Annotated in this window: 25 protein-coding genes, 1 tRNA gene and 1 pseudogene; 13 read left to right on the plus strand and 14 right to left on the minus strand. The window is 62.3% G+C overall.

What is annotated here, in order from left to right; all coding sequences use genetic code 11:
* Positions 1–53: 53 nt before the first annotated feature.
* Genes V3C85_RS15790 through V3C85_RS15800 form a run of 3 tightly spaced genes read left to right on the plus strand, consistent with a single transcriptional unit; the run spans position 54 to position 2,838 of the window.
* A complete protein-coding gene (locus tag V3C85_RS15790; RefSeq protein WP_331796285.1) occupies positions 54–1,142 on the plus strand; it encodes an ABC transporter ATP-binding protein in 1,089 nt (362 codons plus the stop codon).
* A 2-nt stretch (positions 1,143–1,144) separates the two neighbouring features.
* Positions 1,145–2,017 carry an ABC transporter permease gene (locus V3C85_RS15795; RefSeq protein WP_331796286.1) on the plus strand — a complete coding sequence of 291 codons (873 nt, stop codon included), beginning with the start codon at positions 1,145–1,147 and terminating at the stop codon, positions 2,015–2,017.
* Positions 2,014–2,838 (plus strand): ABC transporter permease, encoded by an 825-nt coding sequence (locus V3C85_RS15800; RefSeq protein WP_331796288.1) that lies wholly within the window; start codon positions 2,014–2,016, stop codon positions 2,836–2,838. The genes V3C85_RS15795 and V3C85_RS15800 overlap by 4 nt, the downstream gene beginning before the upstream one ends.
* Positions 2,839–2,973: 135 nt before the next feature.
* On the opposite strand, the gene V3C85_RS15805 is transcribed toward V3C85_RS15800, so the two are convergent.
* The gene (locus V3C85_RS15805) at positions 2,974–3,345 is read right to left on the minus strand and encodes a winged helix-turn-helix transcriptional regulator (RefSeq protein ID WP_331796290.1); all 372 of its coding nucleotides are present in this window, start codon (positions 3,343–3,345) and stop codon (positions 2,974–2,976) included.
* A gap of 131 nt (positions 3,346–3,476) precedes the next feature.
* Here V3C85_RS15805 and V3C85_RS15810 point away from each other — a divergent pair, with 131 nt between their 5' ends.
* On the plus strand, positions 3,477–4,085 hold the full coding sequence (locus V3C85_RS15810; protein WP_331796292.1) for an NAD(P)H-dependent oxidoreductase: 609 nt from the start codon (positions 3,477–3,479) through the stop codon (positions 4,083–4,085).
* On the plus strand, positions 4,072–4,788 hold the full coding sequence (locus V3C85_RS15815; protein ID WP_331796293.1) for a glutathione S-transferase family protein: 717 nt from the start codon (positions 4,072–4,074) through the stop codon (positions 4,786–4,788). Before V3C85_RS15810 ends, V3C85_RS15815 begins: the two co-directional genes overlap by 14 nt.
* Before the next feature lie 15 nt (positions 4,789–4,803).
* On the opposite strand, the pseudogene V3C85_RS15820 reads toward V3C85_RS15815, so the two are convergent.
* A pseudogene (locus V3C85_RS15820) lies at positions 4,804–5,196 on the minus strand (hypothetical protein); the annotation flags it as partial.
* Between V3C85_RS15820 and V3C85_RS15825 the strand changes: the two are divergent.
* From V3C85_RS15825 to V3C85_RS15835, 3 genes are all read left to right on the plus strand, one after another.
* Positions 5,194–6,297 (plus strand): recombinase family protein, encoded by a 1,104-nt coding sequence (locus V3C85_RS15825; protein ID WP_331796295.1) that lies wholly within the window; start codon positions 5,194–5,196, stop codon positions 6,295–6,297. The pseudogene V3C85_RS15820 and the gene V3C85_RS15825 overlap by 3 nt on opposite strands.
* Positions 6,294–6,674, plus strand: coding sequence for a hypothetical protein (locus V3C85_RS15830; protein ID WP_331796297.1), 381 nt, complete (start codon positions 6,294–6,296; stop codon positions 6,672–6,674). The genes V3C85_RS15825 and V3C85_RS15830 overlap by 4 nt, the downstream gene beginning before the upstream one ends.
* A 171-nt stretch (positions 6,675–6,845) precedes the next feature.
* Positions 6,846–7,508, plus strand: a complete 663-nt coding sequence (locus V3C85_RS15835) for a hypothetical protein (RefSeq protein ID WP_331796298.1) — start codon at positions 6,846–6,848, stop codon at positions 7,506–7,508.
* Positions 7,509–7,562: 54 nt separating this feature from the next.
* On the opposite strand, the gene V3C85_RS15840 is transcribed toward V3C85_RS15835, so the two are convergent.
* The 4 genes from V3C85_RS15840 to V3C85_RS15855 form a co-directional block, all read right to left on the minus strand.
* Positions 7,563–8,399: a DUF3883 domain-containing protein gene (locus tag V3C85_RS15840; RefSeq protein WP_331796299.1), complete on the minus strand. Its 837-nt coding sequence runs from the start codon at positions 8,397–8,399 to the stop codon at positions 7,563–7,565.
* Between the two features lie 349 nt (positions 8,400–8,748).
* Positions 8,749–8,836: transfer RNA gene (locus V3C85_RS15845), tRNA-Ser, on the minus strand.
* Between the two features lie 84 nt (positions 8,837–8,920).
* Complete coding sequence (locus tag V3C85_RS15850; protein WP_331796300.1) at positions 8,921–9,553, minus strand: DUF1109 domain-containing protein; 633 nt, start codon at positions 9,551–9,553, stop codon at positions 8,921–8,923.
* On the minus strand, positions 9,550–10,095 hold the full coding sequence (locus V3C85_RS15855) for a sigma factor (RefSeq protein ID WP_331796301.1): 546 nt from the start codon (positions 10,093–10,095) through the stop codon (positions 9,550–9,552). Before V3C85_RS15855 ends, V3C85_RS15850 begins: the two co-directional genes overlap by 4 nt.
* Before the next feature lie 359 nt (positions 10,096–10,454).
* On the opposite strand from V3C85_RS15855, the gene V3C85_RS15860 reads away from it, so the two are divergent.
* From V3C85_RS15860 to V3C85_RS15870, 3 genes are read left to right on the plus strand one after another with little or no spacing between them, the layout of a single operon-like run.
* A complete protein-coding gene (locus V3C85_RS15860) occupies positions 10,455–11,462 on the plus strand; it encodes an ABC transporter substrate-binding protein (protein WP_331796302.1) in 1,008 nt (335 codons plus the stop codon).
* A 39-nt stretch (positions 11,463–11,501) separates the two neighbouring features.
* On the plus strand, positions 11,502–12,290 hold the full coding sequence (locus tag V3C85_RS15865; RefSeq protein ID WP_331796304.1) for an ABC transporter ATP-binding protein: 789 nt from the start codon (positions 11,502–11,504) through the stop codon (positions 12,288–12,290).
* Complete coding sequence (locus tag V3C85_RS15870) at positions 12,290–13,054, plus strand: ABC transporter permease (protein WP_331796306.1); 765 nt, start codon at positions 12,290–12,292, stop codon at positions 13,052–13,054. Before V3C85_RS15865 ends, V3C85_RS15870 begins: the two co-directional genes overlap by 1 nt.
* 95 nt (positions 13,055–13,149) lie before the next feature.
* Here V3C85_RS15870 and truA read toward each other — a convergent pair whose 3' ends face one another.
* Positions 13,150–13,920 (minus strand): tRNA pseudouridine(38-40) synthase TruA, encoded by a 771-nt coding sequence (gene truA / locus V3C85_RS15875; protein WP_331796308.1) that lies wholly within the window; start codon positions 13,918–13,920, stop codon positions 13,150–13,152.
* Between the two features lie 110 nt (positions 13,921–14,030).
* On the opposite strand from truA, the gene V3C85_RS15880 reads away from it, so the two are divergent.
* A complete protein-coding gene (locus V3C85_RS15880; RefSeq protein WP_331796310.1) occupies positions 14,031–15,440 on the plus strand; it encodes a YcjX family protein in 1,410 nt (469 codons plus the stop codon).
* On the plus strand, positions 15,437–16,432 hold the full coding sequence (locus tag V3C85_RS15885) for a YcjF family protein (RefSeq protein ID WP_331796312.1): 996 nt from the start codon (positions 15,437–15,439) through the stop codon (positions 16,430–16,432). The genes V3C85_RS15880 and V3C85_RS15885 overlap by 4 nt, the downstream gene beginning before the upstream one ends.
* Before the next feature lie 15 nt (positions 16,433–16,447).
* Here the strand turns inward: V3C85_RS15885 and V3C85_RS15890 are convergent, their stop codons facing one another.
* The 7 genes from V3C85_RS15890 to V3C85_RS15920 form a co-directional block, all read right to left on the minus strand.
* Positions 16,448–17,245, minus strand: coding sequence for an amino acid ABC transporter permease (locus V3C85_RS15890; RefSeq protein ID WP_331796314.1), 798 nt, complete (start codon positions 17,243–17,245; stop codon positions 16,448–16,450).
* A gap of 48 nt (positions 17,246–17,293) precedes the next feature.
* Positions 17,294–18,079: a transporter substrate-binding domain-containing protein gene (locus V3C85_RS15895; protein ID WP_331796316.1), complete on the minus strand. Its 786-nt coding sequence runs from the start codon at positions 18,077–18,079 to the stop codon at positions 17,294–17,296.
* Positions 18,080–18,205: 126 nt separating this feature from the next.
* Entirely contained in the window at positions 18,206–19,261 is a 1,056-nt protein-coding gene (locus tag V3C85_RS15900; RefSeq protein WP_331796318.1) for a HesA/MoeB/ThiF family protein, read from the minus strand.
* Positions 19,261–19,728 (minus strand): dUTP diphosphatase, encoded by a 468-nt coding sequence (dut, locus tag V3C85_RS15905; RefSeq protein WP_331796320.1) that lies wholly within the window; start codon positions 19,726–19,728, stop codon positions 19,261–19,263. The genes V3C85_RS15900 and dut overlap by 1 nt, the downstream gene beginning before the upstream one ends.
* Positions 19,729–19,798: 70 nt before the next feature.
* The gene (gene coaBC, locus V3C85_RS15910) at positions 19,799–20,992 is read right to left on the minus strand and encodes a bifunctional phosphopantothenoylcysteine decarboxylase/phosphopantothenate--cysteine ligase CoaBC (protein ID WP_331796322.1); all 1,194 of its coding nucleotides are present in this window, start codon (positions 20,990–20,992) and stop codon (positions 19,799–19,801) included.
* A gap of 74 nt (positions 20,993–21,066) precedes the next feature.
* Positions 21,067–21,849, minus strand: coding sequence for a ChaN family lipoprotein (locus V3C85_RS15915; protein ID WP_331796323.1), 783 nt, complete (start codon positions 21,847–21,849; stop codon positions 21,067–21,069).
* On the minus strand, positions 21,849–22,724 hold the full coding sequence (locus V3C85_RS15920; protein ID WP_331796324.1) for an RNA polymerase factor sigma-32: 876 nt from the start codon (positions 22,722–22,724) through the stop codon (positions 21,849–21,851). The genes V3C85_RS15915 and V3C85_RS15920 overlap by 1 nt, the downstream gene beginning before the upstream one ends.
* Positions 22,725–22,729: the final 5 nt, after the last annotated feature.

A 22,729-nucleotide genomic window follows, 5' to 3' on the forward strand; every position in this document is an offset into this window, starting at 1 on the left:
AGCGGACCGGCAAAGCCCGGTCCGCGCCTGAAAGCGATGAAGGAACCCGTTAAGTGTCTGACCAGATCATTGAAGCGCGCGGCATCCAGAAATTCTATGGCCAATACCACGCGCTGAAAGCTGTCTCACTCTCTGTCGGTGCGGGAGAGTTTCTGGCATTGGTTGGGCCCTCGGGCTGTGGCAAGACATCACTTCTCAAGATCCTCGCAGGCTTTGAGGCCCCCAGCGACGGCAGCTTGCGGATTGCCGGGCAAGACATGACAGGTGTTCCGGCCTCGGCGCGCCCCACCCGGATGGTCTTTCAGAAACTGGCACTATTCCCACACAAGACAGTGGCCGAAAATATTGGCTTTCCCCTCATGCTGGCGGGCAAATCGGTGGCCGAAATCCGGGCTTCGGTCGGTGCGATGCTAGAGATGATGCATCTGAAGGAAAGCTATCTGAACCGATACCCGAACCAGCTTTCCGGTGGAGAGCAACAGCGGGTGGCTTTGGCGCGGGCGCTGGTGTCGAAGCCGCCCGTGCTGCTCTTGGACGAACCCATGAGCGCGCTTGACGCCAAGCTTAGAAAATCACTGCAAGCCGAGTTGAAGCACCTGCATCGCAATATGGGCACCAGTTTCGTTCATGTAACCCATGATCTGGAAGAGGCCATGATGCTGGCAGATCGGATCTGCGTGATGCGCGCGGGCGAAGTGGTGCAGGTTGGCACACCTGCCGATATCTACTACCGACCCGCCGATGCCTTTGTCGCCGGCTTTATCGGCGAAACCAATCTTTTGCCGGCGACCTTCACACGATCAGGCAACGCGGTGCGGTTCGACTGCCCGCAGCTAAGGTGCACACACCCCTTGTTGGCGGCCACTCAGGTCTCTGAAACCTTGACCGACAGATCTGGCCTGCTGATGATCCGCCCCGAACTCTTGCGCATTCTGGAACCAGGCGAGTCTGCAGATTGCCTCATCTCTGGGAGGGTATCGGAATTCTTCGTCCGCGGCGGGTCGCTTCAGTATCGGGTCACGGGCGAAGGTGACACGACGTTGATCCTGGATCTGCCCGGAACGATGGCCTTGCCCCTTGGTGTCGGCGACCCCGTAAGGCTTGGATGCGGGACTGCTGATCTGTTCGCCATGAGGGGATAGTGATGGCTGTCGAAAAATCTTGGCGCGACAAGGCGCTTCAACTCTCGACACTGCCGCTCTTGGTGGTCTTTGGCACCTTTTTCCTTGTGCCCCTTGTGATGACGGCCGTGCTGAGTTTTCAGGGGACACAGTATTACCGGCTGGTCTGGAACTGGGATCTGCAAATCTGGAGCGATGTTTTCTCGCAACGCCATTACTGGTCAATCATGCTGCGGACACTGGGCATGGCTTGCGTCGCCACGTTCCTCTGCGTGGCTTTTGCGCTTCCTGTCGCCTATGCGCTGGTGAACCGGCTGCAAGATTGGGCGGATCACATCACCTTGCTGATCGTGTTTGCCTTTCTGACGGATGCAGTTCTGAAAACCTTTGGCTGGGTGCTGTTTCTTGACCGAACCGGCGTTTTGAACGGCGTTCTTGAGGCACTGGGGATGGGCAAGGCGGCAACAGATATCCTGTTCACCCCTTATGCCACCATGATCGGCATGGTTTACAACCTGTTGCCCTACACGATTTTTACCATTGCACTGTCGATGGCGCGCCTTGATCGCGACCTTGTGCTGGCCGCTTACGATGCTGGCGCCTCGCGCTGGAGGGCGCTGCGGGAGGTCACCCTGCCCTTGGCAATGCCGGGAATAGTTGCCGGAGGGGTGCTGGTCTTTGTGCTCTCTCTGGGCGTGTTTCTTGAACCCAAGGTCATGGGCGGGGGCACATCACCGATGGCGGCAGAACTGATCCGGCAAAGCTTCGAAACGCGCGTGAACTGGCCTCTGGGCGCAGCGCTGACCTTGGTCGTGATCGTGATCGGCGCGATAAGTCTTGCGGCCTTTGGCGGCTTGGCCCTGCGCGCCAGCCGCAAGCGGGGGACGCAGGCATGAAAAGACGCGGCATCATTGATATTCTTTTGCCACTTTCGGTCGTGCTGGTGCTTGTCTTTTTCTACATCCCGATTGCAACGCTGGTGCTGTTCTCGTTCACGTCTAACCGCTTTCTGTCCTGGCCGATCCCCAGCTACAGTCTGCGCTGGTACGGGGAACTGCTGGCAGATCGTAATTTCTGGAACGCCCTGACCAATTCTGCGGTTCTCGCTGGGGTTGCCACCCTTCTGGCGACCAGTTTTGGCCTTCTCGGGGCCTTTGGCTGGCTGCGCTATCGCTATCGGTTCCAGCGCGCCTTTCAGGTGCTGACATTCGCCCCGCTCTTGTTCCCGCAGCTTTTGCTGGGGGTGGTCATGCTGCTGTGGTTTTCCGTCTTGGCCGGATGGTTCAACACCTCGCCGGGATTGTGGTCTGCCGTGATCGGCCATGTGATCTACATCACGCCCTTTGCCATTGTGATCATTTCAGTCCAGATGCATGGTTTTGACATGACACTGGAGCAAGCGGCAGAAGATGCCGGCGCGACCCGGTGGCAAATCATGCGTCAGGTCACCTTGCCGCTGCTTTGGCCAGGCATCTTTTCGGCGCTGACCTTTTCGTTCCTGCTGTCATGGGGGAATTTCTACATCACCTACAGCCTTTCAGGCACGACGCGTACCTTGCCGACCTATGTCTTCTCTGGAATCGCTGTCGGGTCTTCCCCCATCTATCCCGCACTGGCAGCGCTTACCTTTGCGCCGGCGCTTGTGCTGATTGTCATTGTTGACCTTGTCCGCCGACGCAGCGCCAAACGTAGACTGCGCCGTCAGGCACGCGAATAAAGCCCAAAGCGCGATACGAAAAGCCAATCTGCAATCCCCAAGGGGAGAGCGAGAGCCAAAGCGTCCCGCGCTTTCAAGGCCGGACCGCATTGTCGAAGCCTGCGGTGAATCGGGTCGGGCTTCAGACGCACCAGTTTAGACATCGGAGATATGCTGGGGCAGGCTTTCGCTCCATTTCCTAAGTTCATCGAGAAACCCGAGCGCCGTGCAGCCCAACTCGGTGATCTGGTACTGCACTGATACCGGCGCGGTATCCATGACTTCACGAGTCAGCAGGCCTTGCACTTCCAACTGGCGCAGCCGTTCGGTGATCATCTTCTTCGATGCGCCGCCGACCATCCGTGCAAGGTCGTTGAACCGGACCGGCCCATCCTTGAGATGCCAAAGGATCGACCCGGTCCATTTGCCGCCGATGATCCGCATCCCGCGTTCGATGGCGCAAGGCTCGACACATGCGTCGTGAACGTGTCTTCGGCCCTTTGCGTCTTCTTCAACTCGCGCCTCCACGGCATGTCTCTCCTGTCTTTTTGCAGGTTACCAAAAGTATACTGGTTGATCTTAGTTCCTTGCGCCCGCAATTTCGTCTCGAGCGCGCCGCGTGTCAAGCGGCCCGGAATAAACAGACAAGGACGAAAAAGATGAGCAAGATCCTGATCCTGAACGGCGCCCAACCGTACGCATTTGCGCCCGGCGGGCTGAACGCGACTCTCGCCAAGCGGGCGAAAGACCATCTGGAAGCGCAAGGCCACGAGGTGCGCATTACGACCGTGGCCGACGGTTATGACGTCGAGGCCGAGGTCGAAAGCCACCGCTGGGCCGACACGGTCATCATGCAGTTTCCGGTGAACTGGATGGGGGTGCCGTGGTCGTTCAAGAAATACATGGATGAGGTCTATACCGTCGGGATGGACGGTCGACTGACTGCGGGCGACGGGCGTACCGCCGAGGCGCCCAAGGCGAATTACGGCATGGGCGGCACGCTGACTGGCACGCGCTACATGCTCTCTGCCACCTTCAACGCCCCGAGCGAAGCCTTCGACGACCCCGAAGAGCCCTTCTTCGAGGGCATGAGCGTAGATGACCTGCTGCGGCCCGTGCATCTGAACGCAAAGTTCTTCGGGATGGCGCCGCTGCCCACTTTCTCTGCCCACGACGTCATGAAGAACGCCGAGATCGAGCGCGATCTGGCTCGGTTCGACGCCCATCTCGAAACCCTTTTCACCGAGGCCTCCCATGTCGCAGCCTGACATCCATCTCTACACCGCCGCGACGATGAATGGCTACAAGCCGGTCATCCTGCTCGAAGAGCTGGGTGTGCCCTATGACCTGACGTTCATCAACTTCGCCAAGAGCGAACAGAAGGCGCCAGACTATCTGCGGCTCAATCCCAACGGCAAGATCCCCACGATAGAAGATCGGGCAGAGGGCCGTGCCATCTTCGAAAGCGGCGCGATCCTGTGGCATCTGGCCGAGAAATACGGAAAGTTCCTGTCGGACGATCCGGTCGAGCGCTCTGAGACACTACAATGGTTGTTTTTCCAGGTTGGCCATGTCGGGCCCATGATGGGGCAAGCGATGTATTTCCAGCGCATCGCCGCGCCCAATGGCCATGAGGAGCCGTTCTCGATCAAGCGATACGTCGATGAAAGCCGTCGCCTCATGGAGGTGCTCAACACCCGGCTTGAGGGACGCGACTTCCTTGTCTCAGACTACTCGATCGCGGATATGGCGACGTATCCGTGGGCACGCGCCTATGTCTGGGCGAAGGTGGAGGTCGATGATCTGCCGCATCTCAAGGCCTGGTTCGATCGCATAGACGCACGCCCCGCTGTGCAGAAGGCCCTGACCATCCCCAAGGCGCAACCGCAATTCTGGGACGCCAAGGCCGATGACGGGGCTTTCGCTGCCGAAAATGCCGCCCGCTTTGCAAGCGACGTGAAGAAAGGGTGATGGGATAGCGGTTACCGGCGTCGTGGATTTGGCCGCAACCTCGACGCCCGGGCGCAGCTTGAAGGTTCCCGCGCGCAGGTCGTCGCCGAACCAGGCGACGACGAGGCTGACGCTCTCGACGGATGGCGCCATGGCCTGCAGCCGGTCGAGCGCCACGACCATGTCGGCGGTGTCGGGCAGCGCGTTGAGGTTCTCGGCCTGCGTCGCGCCGCCGGAGGATTTGCGGATGGCCTGGGTGGCATAGGTGAACTCGCCCGAGGCCGGGATCATGGTGACGGCGCGGGTCAGCCCCTCGGCGGTGTCGGGGTCGGCGAGCGGTCGGAACACCTCGAAGGAGAGCTGCGGCAGGCGGTTGCCGTAGCTCGACAGCGGCAGGTCCTCGAAAACGACATAGGCCGTGCCGCGATGCTGGCCGACATCGACGACGGGCTGATCGACGTGGTCGTGGTCTACAAGATCGACCGGCTCAGCCGCGCCCTGATGGATTTCTCGAAGCTGGTCGAGGTGTTCGACCGCAACGGCGTCACCTTCGTCTCGGTCACGCAGTCCTTCAACACGACCACCTCGATGGGGCGGCTGACGCTGAACATCCTTCTCAGCTTCGCCCAGTTCGAACGCGAGGTCATCGGTGAACGAATCCGCGACAAGGTGGCTGCCTCGCGCAAGCGCGGGATCTGGATGGGGGGCTATGTGCCGCTCGGCTACGATGTGCAGGACCGCAAGCTGGTCATCAACGAGGCTGAGGCCGCCTCTGTGCGCCGGATCTTCGACCGGTTCGTCGAACTCGGCTCGGCCACGATGCTGGCGAAGGAACTGCGGCGGGAGGGGGTTCGCAGCAAGCAGGGCACGCTGATCGACAAGGGCTATCTCTATCGGGTGCTCCGCAATCGCGTCTATCGCGGCGAGGCCGTCCACAAGGGCAAGGCCTATCCGGGCGAGCACGAGGCCATCGTCACCGACAAGGTCTGGGATCAGGTCGACGCCATCCTGCAGGGCAACCGCCACGCCCGATCCAGCAACAGCCGAATGCAGACGCCCGCGCCGCTGAAGGGGCTGATCTTCACCGACACCGGCGCAGCGATGACCCCGACCGCGACCAAGAAACGCGGCAAGCTCTACCGCTATTACGTCTCGATGGACGTGATCAAGAACCGCACCACGGAGGATGACTGCGGCGATCTCGCGCCGACCCGCCTGCCAGCGGGCATGGTCGAGGACACCATCGTCACCGAGGTCCGGCGCATTCTGCAGACCCCCGAGGTGGTTACGCAGGTGCTGGCGGCGCTGAAGCGCGATCAGGTGTCCGAGGCCGAGGCCATCGCGGCGCTGCATGATTTCAACACGCTCTGGGCGCAGCTGTTTCCGCTCGAGCAGGCGCGGATCATCCAGCTTCTGGTCCGGCGCGTCACCGTCACCGCCGCCGGGCTCGAGGTCGACATCCGCCGCGAAGGCGTCGCGGGCGTCATCCGCGAGATGATCGCCCCACGCGACATGGAGGTCGCCGAATGACCCGTGGCAGTGACACGATCCGCGTGCTGATCCCCCTGACGCTGCGCAAGAAGAACGGTCGGCCCAAGATCATGCCGCCCGCCGATTACAGCCCGAGCGAGGATCAGGCGCAGGACCCCCACATCCTGCGCGCAATCGGCCGGGCATGGGGCTGGCGGCGGCGCATGGAGGCAGGCGAGTTCGCCACGATCCAGGAACTGGCCGAGGCCGTCGGCTTGGCCGAACGCCATGTCAGCCGCCAGCTGCGCCTCGCCTATCTGGCGCCAGAGGTGCTCAAACGCCTGACCTGCGGCCGCGAGGCATCGGCGGTCAGTCTGTACGACCTGTGTTTTCTGGCCGGGGAGACATGGCAGGAGCAGGCTGAGCGGGTTTTCTAGAAAAAGAAAGTCAAGCGTTCCGTGAACTTACTCCATCCGTGAAGTTCCGAATGCTGTGACCCACGACAGTTCTCGGAACTGCCAAAGAGCTGGTCGATAGGCCATACTCAGTAGTGTCGGCCAATTCTCACTACTTGACGAAGTGGATCGGGCCAGATCATTTCATGTCTCATGAGCAGATACTATCAGACATTCGCACGGATCGGCGCAGGCCTAGCAGCCATTGCAATGCTTGTTTGGTTCTTGTGGCCCGGCGGGGCATGGCAGTTCGAACCTGAGCCGTTTTTCGCTTTTGGTGTTGCGGTGGTCGTCTGGGCATTTACCGAGTTTAAGTTGAGCGAGGAGGTGATCTATCGAGCATCTACGCCCAATGATATCCGGCTTGGCCGAGAGATCTTTGCGTATGGAACCTGGAACTTCCGAGAACTTTTGAAAGATCACGACTACCATCGCGGCATACACCCTAGATTTCTGACTGAAGCGTCACTGTTGGTCAGCGAAACAGAGCTCGGAATTGCACATTTCCAGGATGGGCGGGTCCAGAAAAAATACTTAGACTTCTTCGAGCGCCTGAAGGCCTTTGTCGACTATTTTGGAATGCATTCATCACCCGAGCGGTTTGGATCTGTGATGCTGCAATCCGTCATTCCAGCCAGCCAGTTTGATGAAATGAATGTAGCCCCGCATCATCAAGCTGAGATTAATGAAGTAAATCGGCTAGCTACTGAAGCTTGGAAAGCCATGCGGCCTCTCATTACGGAGATTAAAGAACGAATTCCCGAAGTGTTCGACGAACAGATTAGGGGCGGTTGGATCAGGAGTCCCGAAGAGTAAAGAGCGTCGACGCGCGACATGCCGCAATTGACACGTCTGACACCCGCGTCGCTGTCAGTGAAAACTCGCCTGAAAGGACGTCGCGGTCAGCGAGACATGCGCGTTCAGCGGCGGGTGCAGCTCGAACGCCTTCGGCTCGCGCGCAAAGTTCCAGAGCCGGAACAGGGACCATTCCGAGCGCCGCTCTTCGGCCACGGCCAGCTCGTTGCGGCTGATGTGGAAGGGGGTGCGTTCCCAGCCATTCGTCGTCTTCACCTCGATCAGGCGCGGACGGCCATCCGGCGCGAAGCTTGCGATATCGTAGCCGGCACCATCGCCATCCTCCTCCGATACCCACCGGACCTTGCGCGCAAGATCGTCACGGCCCTCTGATTTCAGGGCCGCACGTTCGTGCGCCAGGACGCACTCCTCACCGGCACGGCCGAGGGCGCGATTTCGCTCATCTCTCGCCGCGACATCGAATTTGCGAGCGATGTGCAGCATCTGCTCCAGCTCCTGCGGCGCCGGTTGGTTCGACAGCGTCGGCGGCGGCCCGATCCAGATCGGCCGCGCCTCCGCCAGGCCAGTCGGCGCTCCTGTACCCGAATGGCGGCCGAGCCACGCCGGATTCAGCGCCAACCAGCGCGCCACGGCATCCACCAAGGTCATCTGAAAATTGAACGCAGGCTTGTAGCCTGGGATCCAGTCTTCCCCGAGCCCCTTGAGCACTGCGCTGATGTTCTGATGCTTGAACTCGACCGATCCCTCAGATCTATCATTCAGGAATGGCAGAAGCGCCCGTCGATGCTCGGCCTTGTTATAGCGATGCCCACAGATGTCCTCGGCCAGCATCGCGAAGTAATCTGCGACGATCAGGTCGTTTTCTTCGTCTGTCCAGGGCCCATTCGACATGCCGCCAGGCTACGAGCGGAAAGTCTGTTTGTCATCCGAGACTTCTCGTGGTCGTTCGCACCAACACGCACAACCACGCCGCCTCCGGGTGTCTCTGGTTGCATCGATAGCGGTCGAAGTTGCCTCAACTGCGGCGCAGCCCATTTCTGACAAGCATCGGAAAATACGTAAGTTTTTGAATCCGTCTCGATTTGGGTGAAGGGCGGGTGGAAAGAGACGCGGGGCGATCAGAGACCGATTTCGGCCAAAGCCGCAGTCTCCGAAAGTCGGATGGCCCCGCTAAACCCCTTTGAAACAAAAAGAAAAAAGGCCCCGCGAGGGACCTCATCTCGGGTTCGCGATGTGTAAGTGGCGGAGTGGAAGGGATTCGAACCCTCGAGACGTTGCCGTCTGCACCCTTAGCAGGGGTGTGCCTTCGACCACTCGGCCACCACTCCGCCGACCCGTTTAATGATGTGAAAAGGCAGGGGCAAGCGGAAAGAGGGGCCGGGAGGCGCCAAAATCCGACAAAGCGGCCAGCCCTACCAGCGCAGAGCGCGCGCGCCGATCAGGGTAGAGGCCAAAGTGACACCGACAATCGCCAGGCCATACCAGGTGACATAGAACAACGGGCTGTCCTCGGTGCAATGCAGCGCGTAAATCGCTGCCGCCAGGCCGCCGCTGCCCAGGCCCACCATCGCCCCGGCCAAGGCGGGCCGTGTGGGCGCGCCACGCCGCAGCGCCAGCAGGCCAGCCACCACCGGCAGAACCGACAGCGCCGGAATCGTCGTCAGGCAGGCGCTTAGCGTCTTGCCCACCATTGCCATCTGCCGGCCCTCATCGGGCGTGGCGACCCAGGCCCAGATCCACAGCGCCCCCGCCACCGCCGGCACAACCAGCACCGGCAATACCACGCCGCGCCCCTGCCCCGGCCGCGCCAGACGCAGCGCCGCGATCAAGGCCAGCGCGCCCAGCGCCAGCCCCAGCACAAAGCGCATCACCGACAGCGGGTTGGCCAGCGCCTGCACCAGATCGGCCCGTGGCCCCATCACCCCCAGCAACCCCGCCAGCGCAATGGCCAGCGCGGGCACCAGCCCAGCCATCAGCCCCCGCACCAAGGGCGGTTCGGCCAGCGTATCGCGCGCCAGCACCCGGATCAGATCATCGGTCTTCATTCCACAAACCTTTCTCGCAGGGCCGCCAGCCGCTTCAGCGCCCGGTGCAACGCCACCCGCACCGCGCCCTCGCTCATCACCAGCGCGGCCCCCGTTTCGGCGATGCTGTCCCCCTGCACACCGATCCGCCGCACAATCTCGGCCGACCGGTCATCCAGCATGCCGATCATCTTTTCCCGGTCCCAGGCCTGCGTCGGGTCTGGTCCGGCCTCGGCGGGCAAGACCTCGGCGAAATCGTCGATGGGCACCGTCACCCGCCGCCCGCGTGCCCGAAACGCATCCACCACCTTATAGCGCGCGATGGCATAGACCCAGGGCCGCACCGGGCTGCCCTCGATCCAGGTATGGCGCTTCAGGTGAATGGCCAGCAAAACCTCTTGCACGATATCCTCACACACCGCCTCGCCCATTGCGCCACCGCGCGACCGCGCAATGCCCCGCACGACCGGAGAGATGGCATGCAGAAAACGCGCATAGGCCTGCGCATCGCCAGCATTCGCTGCCGCCAAAAGCAGCCCCCAGTCATCGCTTTCCTGTGCCATCGTCCCTTGCCAATTCGCGCCATGTCGGGCCAATGTTACACAGCCCTGCCCCGGGCCATCATTATCACGTCCAAACCGCCGAACCAGCCCGGCAACAGCCCTTAGAAAGCCAATTGATCAGGCACAGGTCGCTTTGATTGCCACTTTCTTGATCAACGGTCCAAAGCCACCGATCCAGGCTAAATTTGCAAAAAACCCTCAATTTCAGGGCACTAACGCAAAATAAACTGCCATTATCAATTTTCTCAATAAACTCCTTCTGCCAATCCCGAATTGCCCTGTTGGCGGGTAACAGAACATCCTTTCCCCAGATAAAAAGGGGTGCCGCACCGCGCGCCCCACCATAGGGGAGTTACCAGATGTTCCGCCACGCCTTGGCCAGTTTTGCCGCCTCGGTCCTGATCGCCACCACGGCACAGGCCGAAACCGCCATGCCCTTCGCCCTTGATTGGAAGTTCGAAGGCCCCGCCGCACCCTATTTCGTCGCCCTCGACAAAGGCCATTTCGCGGCCGAGGGGCTGACCGTCGAAATCTCCGAAGGCGCGGGCTCGCTTGATGCCATTCCAAAGGTCGCCACCGGGGCTTTTCCGGTTGGCTTTGCCGATATCAACAGCCTGATGAAATTCCTTGACCAGAACCCCGGCGCACCTGTCACCGCCGTGATGATGGTCTATGACAAGCCACCCTTCGCCATGGTGGGCCGCAAATCGCTGGGCATCACGGCCCCGGCCGATATCGCGGGCAAAACCCTTGGCGCCCCGCCGCCAGATGGGGCCTGGGCGCAATTCCCGATCTTTGCCGCCGAAAACGGGATCGACATGGCCACAGTCACCGTCGAACCCGTGGGCTTCCCGGTGCGCGAACCCATGCTCGCCGAAGGCAAGGTGGCCGCTGTGACCGGCTTTTCCTTCTCCTCTACCCTCAACCTCAAGCGCCTTGGTGTGCCCGCCGATGACATCTCGACCATCCTGATGGCCGATCATGGCGTGGCGCTGTATGGCAATGCCGTCATCGTCAACACCGACTTTGCCAAAGCCAACCCCGAGGCGGTCACCGGCTTTATCCGCGCCGTGGCCAAGGGCTGGAAAGACACCGTGGCCGATCCGGCCATGGCCATCGAAAGCCTGATCCAGCGCAACCCCGCCGCCGATGCGGCCCTGGAAACCGAGCGTCTGGAAATGGCGATCACCGACAACGTGCTGACCGATTACGTCAAGGCCAACGGCATGGGCGGCATTGATGCCGACCGCATGGCCAAGGCCATCGAGCAGACCAAATCGGTCTATACCTTCACCAATGCCCCCGATGCCGCTCTGTATTTCGACCCCGCCTATCTGCCCGCTGACGGCAGCCTGACCATGCAGTAAAGGGCCCGGCCCGGCACCCGCCGGGCCACCCGTTTCCCCATGGCAAACCTGATCGACATCAAGGGCGTGACCCACGCCTATCGCACCAAGGCCGGCCCTCTGCCGGTCTTGGACAATCTGAACATCGCCGTCCCCGAAGGCGAATTTGCCGCCGTGGTCGGCCCCTCGGGCTGTGGCAAATCCACCCTTACCCGGCTGGTGGCGGGCCTGATGAAACCCGATCAGGGCGAGGTCTGGCTGCATGGCGAACGCGTCACCAGCCCGCGTAAGACCGTGGGCATGGCCTTTCAGAACCCGGTCATGCTGGAATGGCGCAGCATCATCGAAAACGTGATCCTGCCCTTGGAAATCGTCGCCCCCCGCATGTCGCAATCCGACCGCGAGGCCCGCGCGATGGAATTGCTGGAAATGGTCGGCCTTGCCGGGTTTGAACGCAAACGGCCCAGCGAGCTGTCGGGCGGCATGCGCCAACGCGCCAGCCTGTGCCGCGCCATCGTGCACAAGCCCGATGTGCTGATCATGGACGAACCCTTTGGCGCGCTGGACAATTTCACCCGCGAGGATCTGTGGCAAACCATGCGCGACCTGCGCGCGAAAGAACCCTTTACCTGCGTTCTCATCACCCATGACCTGCGCGAAAGCGTGTTTCTGGGCGATCAGGTCTTTGTGCTGTCGGGCCGCCCGGCCCGCACCCAATATGTGATGGATGTCGATCTGCCCGCAGACCGCACCATTGATGTGCTTTATGACCCCAAGGTGGTCGATATGCTGCATGTCCTGCGCGATCAGATCCGCATCGCCCAAGGCCGCGATGGGGGGGCACATTGATGGAACGCCTGCAAAAGATCGCCGTTCCGCTGGCCGCCATCCTTGGCTTTCTGGCGCTGTGGGAATTCATCGTCTGGGTCAACGGCTGGCCCAATTACGTCATGGCCTCACCCTCTGACCTGCCCGCCGCCTATGCGCGGTTTTGGGAATTGTTCTTCATCATGGGCTGGCAAACCCTGTGGCGCACCATCCTGGGTCTGGCACTGGCTGTGGCTTTTGGCACGCTTTTGGGCATGGCCATGGGCTTTTCGCGCATCGCCCGCGACGCGCTTTACCCGCTGCTGGTGGGCTTCAACGCCATCCCCAAGGCCACATTGGTGCCGGTCATCGCGCTGTTGTTCATCGGCCAGCACGATTTCAACACGGTGCTGATGGCCTTTCTGATCAGCTTTTTCCCCATTGCCGTCTCGGTCGGCATCGGCCTTTCGACGCTGGAACCCGAATACCGTGACATCCTGCGCAGCCTTGGGGCCAGCCGAACCACAATCTTCTGGAAAATCGCCCTGCCCAAAACCCTGCCCGAGTTCTTTGGGGCGCTGAAAGTCTCGGTCACGCTGGCCTTCATCGGCACCAATCTGGTGGAAATCGTCTCGCCCCATGGGCGCGGCCTTGGGGCGCTGTTCAAATCGGGCGAAACCAATGGCGACTATCCCCTGATGTTCGCCGTTCTCATCGCCCTGGCGGCCCTTGGCATCCTGCTTTACTACGCCGTTGTGGCGCTGGAACGCATCTTTGCAGGCTGGGCTGAACGCCCGCAAGGCTAAGGCATCGTGGTGCGTCTGTGGTCACAGGTGCACCACGCAAAAACCACGCTTATCCCACGGCAATAACACAGCATTTTTTCAGGCAGATCAGGGCCTTAGGCGAACGGGTCGGTCGGATAGCCCACACCCGTCAGATACAACCCCTGCGGCGGGCAGACCGGGCCACAGGCTGCGCGATCGCGCGCCTCCAGCGCTTCGGCCACCCGCTCGGGCGCCCAGGCCCCGGCCCCCACCCGCTCTAGCGTGCCAACGATCGACCGCACCTGATTGTGCAGAAAACTGCGCGCCCGCAGGGCAAAGCGCACCTCAGTGCCCCCGGCATAGGGATGTTCCGAAATCTCGATTGAATCCAATGACTTGACAGGCGATTTCGCCTGACAGATCGACGACCGAAAGGTGGTGAAATCATGGTGCCCCACCAGATGCGCCGCCCCCGCGCGCATCGCGGCCAGATCCAGCGGGTTCAGCACCTGCCACACCCGCCCCCGATCATGCGTCACCGGCGCCCGCCGCACCACAAGGCGAAACAGATAGCGCCGCTGAATCGCGGAAAAGCGGGCATGGAAATCATCGGCCACACGAGAAACGCCAAGGATTGCAACAGGTTGTGGGCGCAGGTGGTAATTCAGCGCCTCGCCCAGCCGAAACGTGTCCCAGTCCCGCTCCAGATCAACCGTGGCCACCTGCCCCGTTGCATGCACCCCCGCATCCGTGCGCCCCGCAGCCGCAATCGTATGCGCCCGCGGTTCCAGCCGCGCAAGCGCCGCCTCGACAGCCGCCTGCACACTCGGCTGCCCCGCGGCCTGCCGCTGCCAGCCCTGAAAAGGGCCACCGTCATAGTCAATTTTCAAGGCAAATCTGGGCATTCCCCCCTGTTACCCGATCCTGTTCCCGCTGCAAGACCCAAGGCATATTTCCCCCTGTAAACCCCGGCTGTCCCTGCTTATGTTAAGCCTGACAATACAAAGGGCAGACAGTGGTTCTTTCAACCCTCACCGATGGCATCACCCGCAGCGTGGAAAGTGTAAGTGCCTCTATCAACGGCATTTTCGAACCCAGCTTGCGGCTTGGCGTCACCGGGCTTTCGGGCGCGGGCAAGACGGTTTTCATCACCTCGCTGGTCGCCAACCTGCTGGATCGGGGCCGCATGACGCAGCTTGTAGCGCAGACCCAGGGCCGGATTGAAACCGTTGTCTTGCAGCCCCAACCCGACCTGACGCTGCCCCGCTTTGATTATGAAACCCACCTGACCGCCCTGATGGGCGACAGCCCGCGCTGGCCCGAGTCGACCCGCGCCATATCGGAATTGCGGCTGTCGTTCCGCCTGCGTCCGCAGGGGTTTTTCGCAGGCCTGACCGGGCCGCAGACCCTGCATCTGGACATTGTCGATTACCCCGGCGAATGGCTGCTGGATCTGTCCTTGCTGGACAAGAGCTATGAACACTGGGCCGAAGAAACCCTGTCGCGCCTGTCGAAACGCCCCGAAGCCGCCGCCTTTCTGGCCGAGGCCCGCGCCGCCGATGCCAGCCTTGATCTGGACGAATCCCAGACCCAATCCCTTGCCGCCAGCTTTACCGCCTATCTGCATGCGGCGCGCAAACAGGGCTGGTCTGATCTGACGCCGGGGCGCTTTCTGTTGCCCGGTGATCTGGCCGGCTCTCCGGTGCTGACCTTTGCGCCCTTGCCCAAGCCCGCCAGCCATGGGCGTGGCAGTCTTTGGCGTGAAATGGAGCGCCGGTTTGACGGCTATAAATCCAAGGTTGTCAAACCCTTCTTCCGCGATCACTTTGCCCGGATCGACCGCCAGATCGTGCTGATGGATGTGCTGGGGGCCATTCACCAAGGCCCCCGCGCGGTGGAAGATCTGCGCCGCACCATGGCCGAGATTCTGGCGACCTTTCGCCCCGGCCTGAACGGCTGGCTGACCGCGCTGTTGGGCGGAAAACGGGTGGAACGCATCCTGTTTGCCGCCACCAAGGCCGATCATCTGCACCACCACCAGCACCCGAAACTGACCGCCATTGCCGAGGCGCTGCTGTCTGATGCCAAACGCCGCGCCGATTTTTCGGGGGCGAAAACCATGGCGCTCTCGATGGCCTCGCTGCGCACCACGGTGGAAGATACCGTGCAGCGCGATGGCGCCGCACTGGATGTGGTGCGCGGCCGGCTGGAAAGTGGCAAGCAGGCGGCGATGCATGCGGGCGATCTGCCATCAGACCCGGCCCGCATCCTTGCCCCCGCCCGCGAAGGGGCCGAGGCGTGGTTGGGGGCCGAATATGGGCTGATGCAGTTCTATCCGGCGCGGATGACCCTGAAACCCGGCGAAGGCCCGCCCCACATAAGGCTGGACCGCGCCGCCGAATTCCTGATCGGCGACAAGCTATGACCGACACCCCGCGCAAACCCCTGATCCTGGAGTTGGATGACGAGGCAGACCCCAGCCTTGCCCCCCCGGTGCCCGACCCCGAGCCCCAAGGGCAGGCGATGCAACTGGCCGCCCGCGCCACACAGCCGCGCTCTGCCCTGACCCGGTTGGCGCTTTGGGCGTTTTCGGCCTTTTTCAGCTTTGCCCTGTCGGTTGCGGCATGGGATTTCGTGACCAACCTGCTGGCCCGCAACGCCCTGCTGGGCTGGGTTGCCTTTGTGCTGTTGGCCGCAGCGGTGCTGGCGGCGGTGCTGTTGGCGCTGCGCGAATGGTCGGCCTATGCGCGGCTGATGCGGCTGGATACGCTGCGCCAGCAATCGGAACTGGCCCGCGCAAGTGCCGATCTGAAACACGCGCGCCGGCTGACCAGTGCCTTGACCGCGATTTACGCCAACCGCCCCGACACGGCATGGGGCCAGTCGCGGTTCAAGGACCGCGCGGCAGATGTGCTGGATGCCGATGCGCTGCTGAACCTTGCCGAAACCGAGCTTTTGGCCCCGCTTGACGCCTTGGCCCGCGGCGAAATCGAACGCTCGGCCCGACAGGTGGCCACGGTCACGGCCCTTGTGCCGCTGGCTTTGGCCGATGTGGCGACAGCGCTGTTTTCCAACCTGCGGATGATCCGCCGCATTGCGGAAATCTATGGCGGCCGATCTGGGGCCTTGGGGTCTTGGGGCCTGTTGCGGCGGGTGTTTTCGCATCTGGTGGCAACGGGTGCCTTGGCGCTGACCGATGATCTGATCGGGTCTGTCGCGGGGGGCGGGGTCTTGTCAAAGCTGTCACGCCGCTTTGGCGAAGGTGTCGTCAACGGCGCATTGACCGCCCGTGTTGGCCTTGCCGCAATGGATCTGTGCCGCCCCCTGCCCTTTTCCGCGCTTGACCGCCCCTCGACCAGCGGCACGATCAGCCGCGCCCTTGCCGGGCTGATCGGACGCGGGGCAGATCAGGCCTGAACACCCCTACAGCGTTTACCGTGTGGTCTTTTCGCGCAACCGCGACTCAAGCTGGCGCAGGATCAGGCTTAGGCCGATGGTCATCGTCAGATACAGCAGTGCCGCCACGTTATAGGTTTCAAAATACCGAAAGTTCCCGGCGGCCGTAACCTTGGCCAGTTGCGCAATATCGCTGACCCCCAGCACCGACACCAACGAGCTGTCCTTGACCATCGCCACGAAATCATTGCCCAAGGGCGGCAAGATCAGCCGAAAGGCCTGGGGAAAAACGATGTGGCGAAACCGCAGCCAGCCATTCAGGCCAAGGGCCTCGGCGGCCTCGATCTGGCCCTTGTCCACCGCCTGCAAACCGGCGCGGAAAATTTCGGCCAAAAAGGCGGAATAGGCCAGCATCAAGGCGATCACCGCCCGCGCGATCAGCGGGAAATCCCGCGTGCGCCATGGGTCCAGCCCCAAAGGCTCCAGCAGCCAATTCACCACCGCAACCAGCGCCGGGGCCAACACAAAGGCCACATAAAGCAGCAGCACAATGATCGGAATGCCGCGCATCACCTCGATATACAGCCGCGCGATCTGGCGCAGCACGACAAAGCGCGACAGGCCCATCATCGCAAGGCCCAGCCCGATCAGGCAGGCCCCAAGATAGGCAATCACCGCCACCACAATGGTGATCGTCACGCCTTTCAGCAGCGTGTTCAGCGCCGCGGCATACACCGCGCTGGACGCCACTTCGTAAAACATCACCGCCCCGGTGATCAGCAAGATCACCAGCCACCATGGAAAATCGGTATCGGGCTTGGGGTTTGGGGTCATTGCTAACGGGCCCCGGCAAACGGCCTGCGCCGCCGGGGCCTGTGGTCTTTACTGACCCATCTTGTAATCAAGGAACCACTTCTTGTTCAGCGCCTCGATCGTGCCATCGGCCTTAAGCGCGGCAATGCCCGCATTCATCGGGGCCACAAGGTCAGACCCTTTGGGGAAGATGAACCCGAAATCCTCGGTGCCCAGCTTTTCGCCCACGATCTTCAGCCCGCCAGCCGATGCCTCGACATAGCCCGCACCTGCCGTGCCATCGGTCAGCACCAGATCGACATCGCCCGCCTTCAACGCCTCGACCGTGGCGCCAAAGGTTTCAAACAGCTTGATCCGCGGATTGGCCTCATCGCCATCCAGCACTTCATAGACGCCAACGTAGAACGGCGTGGTGCCGGGTTGGGCGGCCATCAACAGATCCGCATCGGCGGCAAACCCGGCCTTGTCGGCAAAACGCGTCTCATCGCCGCGCACCAGCATGACCATTTCGCTGGTCATGTAGCTGTCGGAAAAATCGACCTTTTCCTTGCGATCATCACGGATGGTGATACCCGTCATGCCCAGATCAAACTGGCCTTCCGACACGGCTGGGATCATCGCATCCCAACTGATGTTTTCATAGGTCACGGTGAAATTCAGCCGCTTGGCCAGCTCGGCCATGGCGTCATATTCCCAGCCAATCGCAGCGCCCGAGGCATCCAGAAATTGCAGCGGCGGATAGGCGTTTTCCGTGACAACGACAATCTCTTTGCCGCCCAGATCGGGCAAATCCTGCGCCATGGCGGCGGGGGCAAAGGCCAAGGCGGTCGCAAACAGCACGGCGGTGGTCTTCATTCTGTGAACTCCCTGTCATCAGACTTTGGCGCGACTATGACCCGGCCCTGTGCCACCCGCAAGACATGGCGGGGGGCTGGGCAGGCAAATCACGCGCTCTGCCCAAAAGCAGGGCTGCGCGGGCCGCTAGGCCACGGCCCGACGGGCAGCACAGATCGGGCAATCGGGGCGCGGCTTTACGGCAATCATCCGCGTTTCGCTGTAAAGCGCATCGTGAATCATCAGCCGCCCGCGCAGGCCCAACCCCGCCCCGGTCAGCTCTTTCACCGCCTCCATCGCCATCATGGCACCGATCACACCGGGCAGGGGCGCGGCCACCCCTGCCTCGGCGCAGGTGGGCACCATGCCGGGCGCCGGCCGCACCGGAAAGACGCATTCATAACACGGCCCGCCCTGCGCCGGATCATACAGCGACATCTGCCCTTCCCATTGGGTGATCGCCGCCGAAATCAGCGGTTTGCCCAACCGCGCGCAGACCCGGTTCACCAGATAGCGCGTCTCAAAATTATCGGTGCCATCCAGCACCAGATCATACTCGGCGATCAGCGCCTCGGCACTGTCCTCGTCCAACCGACGATGATAGGGGCGCAGCTCGATAAAGGGGTTCAGTGCCCGCATCTGCATCTCGGCCGAAAACACCTTGGGCATCCCGATACGATCATCGACGTGAATCACCTGCCGTTGCAGGTTGGAATTATCGACCACATCCGCATCGACAACACCGATCACCCCAACGCCCGACGCCGCAAGATACAGCAGGGCCGGAGAGCCAAGCCCCCCCGCGCCCACAACCAGAACCCGCGCCGCCTTAAGCCGTTTCTGCCCCGGCCCGCCGATTTCACGCAAGATGATATGGCGGGCATAGCGGTCCAGCTCGGCCGGGCGGAAGGTGCCCTTTGGGGCCTTGGGCACGGCTGCCTCGCCCGCCTTGGCACGGTTGCGCAACCGTGCAATCAACGCGCGATAGCCAAAGCCAAGCCCGGCCACAACCCCAAGCGCCAGCCAAGGCCGCACATCGCCCCCGGTTGCCTCGCGCAGGCCATTGCCCGCAGGCAGCGCCAGTTGCGCCAGAACCACCGCCAGCCACAGGCCAAAGATCATCCCCAGCCGCAACCGCAGCGGGGTTTTCATCACAACCCCCAGCCCCCAGATCGCCGCCGCCATGACCAGAACCAGTATCATCAGCGCGTCCCCGTTGATCCGAACCCGCCTGCACCGCGCAGGGTTTCATCCAGCACGTCCACCACGGCAAAGCCCACCTGCACCACCGGCGCCACAATCATCTGCGCCACCCGATCCCCATGCTGGATCACATAGGGTTCAGCCCCCAGATTGATCAGCGCCACCCCCAGCGGGCCGCGATAATCGCTGTCGATGGTGCCGGGTGTGTTCGGCAGGGTGATGCCATGTTTCAGCGCCAGACCCGAACGGGGCCGGATCTGCATTTCATAGCCAAAGGGAATTTCCACCCGCAGCCCGGTGGGGCAGATGGCGCGCTGCATCGGCTGCAACACAAAACCCGCGGCCCGCATGTCAGGCGGCAGATTGGCCCGCAAATCGGCGCCCGCCGCGCCAGGGGTTTCATAGCTGGGCAAGGGCAAGGTGCGGTCGGCCCAATCTTCGAACACGACCTTGACGATCAAGCCCATATCAGCCCCCCGCGCCCGAGCCGCGCTTTTGCACCGGCCGGGCAAATTTTTTCGAAAAAATTTGCCGCGCTCATTGCAAGGCCTCGGCGATGCGGCCCGCCAGACGGCGGGCGACCTCATCCTTGCTCATCCGTGGCCAATCCTCGGCCCCTGCCTCAGAAATCAGGGTCACGGCATTTTCGTCACCGCCCATGATGCCCGTGCCCGGTGATACGTCGTTGGCCACGATCCAGTCACAGCCCTTGCGCGCGCGTTTGGCCGTGGCATGCTGCACCACGGTCTCGGTTTCGGCGGCAAAGCCCACCACAAGGCGCGGGCGATCTGGCGAATGCGAGACAGTGGCCAGAATGTCGGGGTTTTCGGCAAACTCCAGCCCCGGGGCACGGCCCGAGCCATCTTTTTTCATCTTCTGCCCCGCTTCGTTGGCAACCCGCCAATCGGCCACAGCCGCCGCCATCACCGCGGCATCGGCTGGCAGCGCCGCCAGAACCGCCGCCAGCATCTGCCGCGCGGTTTCCACCCGGATCACATCCACCCCCGCCGGGGGGGGCACGCTGGCGGGCCCGGTGACAAAGCTGACCCGTGCGCCCAGATCACGCAACGCCGCCGCAAGTGCCGCCCCCTGCGCCCCGCTTGATCGGTTGGCGATATAGCGCACTGGATCAATCGGTTCATGCGTGGGGCCGCTGGTCACCAGAACATGCTTGCCAAACAGCGGCCCCGAGGTCAGCGCGGCCGTCGCCGCGGCGAGAATTTGCGCCGGTTCCGCCATCCGCCCCGGCCCAAATTCGCCACAGGCCATATCGCCGTCATTGGGGCCCACCGTCAGAATGCCGTCGCCCTGCAAGGTGGCCAGATTGCGCTGCGTGGCCGGGTGCAGCCACATGCGCACATTCATGGCAGGGGCGATCATCACCCGCTTGTCCGTGGCCAAGAGCAAGGTTGACGCCAGATCATCGGCCCGGCCTGTCGCCATCTTGCCCATCAGATCCGCCGTGGCCGGGGCCACAACCACCAGATCGGCAGCGCGAGAAAGCTGGATATGGCCCATCTCGGCTTCGTCCGTCAGATCGAACAGATCGGTATAGACCTTGGTTCCGGCAAGGGCTGACACCGACAAAGGCGTCACGAATTCGGCCCCTGCCTTGGTCAGAACTGGCACCACCTTGGCCCCGGCCTTTGCAAACAGCCGGATCAACTCCAGCGATTTATAGGCCGCGATGCCACCCCCGATGATCAGCAAGATACGTTTTCCAGCCAGCATGCAGCGCCCCCTTTTGTTGCGCCCGACGTTAGGCGGCGCGGGGGGCAAACTCAACACCCCGCCGCATCCCCCAGTTAGCGAAAGCCGGCACAGGGGTCGGGGCGCTCGGCCGGGGCGGTGATCAGCCACAGATCAAAGGGCGCATACGGGCCGGGGTCGGACTCGACCTGCCCTACAGACAACACCGTTACATCGGGGGCCGCAAAGGCCAGCACCGCGGGCAGACCCCAGTCCTTGCGGGCATGGCCCGATCCGGTGATCACCGCCACGGGCGGGCCCACATCCTGCAACGCCTGCAACACCGCACGGGCAAGTGCCGCGTCCCGCAATCGCTGGGCCTGCACCATGCCTGGCAACAGATCTGCCGGAAGGGCGTCGCAATGGGCCTGCATCTGCTCGGCCTCACGCGCAGATTGCTCGTCATCGGGCAAAGCGCGGTCAAGGCCGAAGCGCGCGCCATCGGCCGCCACGGCCATGGCCCCGTCAGACACGGCCTTGCGTGCCGCCTCGCGCCCGACCTCGGCCCCGTAATGACGCGCCTTGGGGGCGGCTGCAAAGATCGGGTAATACATCGAGAACTCGGGCCATCCGCGTGCAGCCCACTCCAGCGCCGCACCCAATTCGGCCTGATCCGCCCATGTCGCTGGCACGGCCATATCCTGGGGGATCATTTCCCAAACCACGGCTTTGGGGGCAAGTGCGGCCACCGCCGCCGCCTGATGGGCATGGTGCTGTGCATTGTCATGCACCTCACCCAAGACCACCACATCGGCAGCGGGCAATCGCGACAGGTCAGCCGGGGCAATCTCGGCCGCAAAGGCCGGGCTGGCCAGCAAAAGGGGAATGAACCAACGCATCACAAGAAGTGATGCACTTCCCGGCTCTGGCTTTCAAGGCTGCGCTTCATCTTGATAAAGGCTGCCGCTTCCAACTGACGCACCCGCTCTTTCGACAGGCCCAATTCCTCGCCCAAGGATTCCAGCGTCCGCGGCTCGTCGCGCAACTTGCGCTCGGTCACGATAAACCGCTCCCGCGCGTTCAGTGCCTGCATGGCGCGCACCAGCCACTGGCGCACATGGTCGCGGTCATGCTCGGCCTCGACCAATTCTGCCGATTGCGGGCCATCATCTTCCAGCGCGTCAATCCATTCGCGCCCGTCTTCGTCAGACGACTGCGTGGCGTTCAGCGAAAAGTCCGATCCTGACAGCCGGCCTTCCATCATTTCGACATCGGCAACCGAAACGCCCACTTCGGCCGCAACCAGTTCGCGCAGCTGCGCACCATCCAGTTGCTCTCCGCGCTGAGACGCCTCACGCTCCAGCTTGGCCTGAACCCGGCGCAGATTGAAGAACAGCGCCTTTTGACTGCTGGTGCTGCCCGTGCGCACCATCGACCAGTTGCGCATCACATAATCCTGAATACTGGCCTTGATCCACCACACCGCATAGGTCGAGAACCGCACCCCGCGATCAGGATCGAACTTGTCGGCAGCCTTCATCAGGCCCAGACTTGCCTCTTGGATCAGGTCATTCATCGGCGCGCCATAGCGGCGGAATTTCGACGCCATCGAAATCGCCAATCGCATGTATGCGGTGATCAGGCGATGCAAAGCCTGCTCATCCCGCTGGTCCCGCCAGGCATAGGCCAAACGCAATTCTGTTTCTGCGTCCAGAAGTTCGGCCTTCATCGCTTGGCGCGACATGGTTTGATCGCTATATCCGTCCAGTGCCATCTTCG

Source organism: Pseudotabrizicola sp. L79 (assembly GCF_036553525.1).
GTDB lineage: Bacteria > Pseudomonadota > Alphaproteobacteria > Rhodobacterales > Rhodobacteraceae > Pseudotabrizicola.

What these genes read in the sequence shown, in the direction of transcription:
- V3C85_RS15795 (WP_331796286.1), top strand. Translation starts at nt 1,145, where the DNA reads ATGGCTGTCGAAAAATCTTGGCGCGACAAGGCGCTTCAACTCTCGACA.
- V3C85_RS15800 (WP_331796288.1), top strand. Translation starts at nt 2,014, where the DNA reads ATGAAAAGACGCGGCATCATTGATATTCTTTTGCCACTTTCGGTCGTG.
- V3C85_RS15810 (WP_331796292.1), top strand. Translation starts at nt 3,477, where the DNA reads ATGAGCAAGATCCTGATCCTGAACGGCGCCCAACCGTACGCATTTGCG.
- V3C85_RS15815 (WP_331796293.1), top strand. Translation starts at nt 4,072, where the DNA reads ATGTCGCAGCCTGACATCCATCTCTACACCGCCGCGACGATGAATGGC.
- V3C85_RS15825 (WP_331796295.1), top strand. Translation starts at nt 5,194, where the DNA reads ATGCTGGCCGACATCGACGACGGGCTGATCGACGTGGTCGTGGTCTAC.
- V3C85_RS15830 (WP_331796297.1), top strand. Translation starts at nt 6,294, where the DNA reads ATGACCCGTGGCAGTGACACGATCCGCGTGCTGATCCCCCTGACGCTG.
- V3C85_RS15835 (WP_331796298.1), top strand. Translation starts at nt 6,846, where the DNA reads ATGAGCAGATACTATCAGACATTCGCACGGATCGGCGCAGGCCTAGCA.
- V3C85_RS15840 (WP_331796299.1), bottom strand. Translation starts at nt 8,399, where the DNA reads ATGTCGAATGGGCCCTGGACAGACGAAGAAAACGACCTGATCGTCGCA.
- V3C85_RS15850 (WP_331796300.1), bottom strand. Translation starts at nt 9,553, where the DNA reads ATGAAGACCGATGATCTGATCCGGGTGCTGGCGCGCGATACGCTGGCC.
- V3C85_RS15855 (WP_331796301.1), bottom strand. Translation starts at nt 10,095, where the DNA reads ATGGCACAGGAAAGCGATGACTGGGGGCTGCTTTTGGCGGCAGCGAAT.
- V3C85_RS15860 (WP_331796302.1), top strand. Translation starts at nt 10,455, where the DNA reads ATGTTCCGCCACGCCTTGGCCAGTTTTGCCGCCTCGGTCCTGATCGCC.
- V3C85_RS15865 (WP_331796304.1), top strand. Translation starts at nt 11,502, where the DNA reads ATGGCAAACCTGATCGACATCAAGGGCGTGACCCACGCCTATCGCACC.
- V3C85_RS15870 (WP_331796306.1), top strand. Translation starts at nt 12,290, where the DNA reads ATGGAACGCCTGCAAAAGATCGCCGTTCCGCTGGCCGCCATCCTTGGC.
- truA (WP_331796308.1), bottom strand. Translation starts at nt 13,920, where the DNA reads ATGCCCAGATTTGCCTTGAAAATTGACTATGACGGTGGCCCTTTTCAG.
- V3C85_RS15885 (WP_331796312.1), top strand. Translation starts at nt 15,437, where the DNA reads ATGACCGACACCCCGCGCAAACCCCTGATCCTGGAGTTGGATGACGAG.
- V3C85_RS15890 (WP_331796314.1), bottom strand. Translation starts at nt 17,245, where the DNA reads ATGACCCCAAACCCCAAGCCCGATACCGATTTTCCATGGTGGCTGGTG.
- V3C85_RS15895 (WP_331796316.1), bottom strand. Translation starts at nt 18,079, where the DNA reads ATGAAGACCACCGCCGTGCTGTTTGCGACCGCCTTGGCCTTTGCCCCC.
- V3C85_RS15900 (WP_331796318.1), bottom strand. Translation starts at nt 19,261, where the DNA reads ATGATACTGGTTCTGGTCATGGCGGCGGCGATCTGGGGGCTGGGGGTT.
- dut (WP_331796320.1), bottom strand. Translation starts at nt 19,728, where the DNA reads ATGGGCTTGATCGTCAAGGTCGTGTTCGAAGATTGGGCCGACCGCACC.
- coaBC (WP_331796322.1), bottom strand. Translation starts at nt 20,992, where the DNA reads ATGCTGGCTGGAAAACGTATCTTGCTGATCATCGGGGGTGGCATCGCG.
- V3C85_RS15915 (WP_331796323.1), bottom strand. Translation starts at nt 21,849, where the DNA reads ATGCGTTGGTTCATTCCCCTTTTGCTGGCCAGCCCGGCCTTTGCGGCC.
- V3C85_RS15920 (WP_331796324.1), bottom strand. Translation starts at nt 22,724, where the DNA reads ATGGCACTGGACGGATATAGCGATCAAACCATGTCGCGCCAAGCGATG.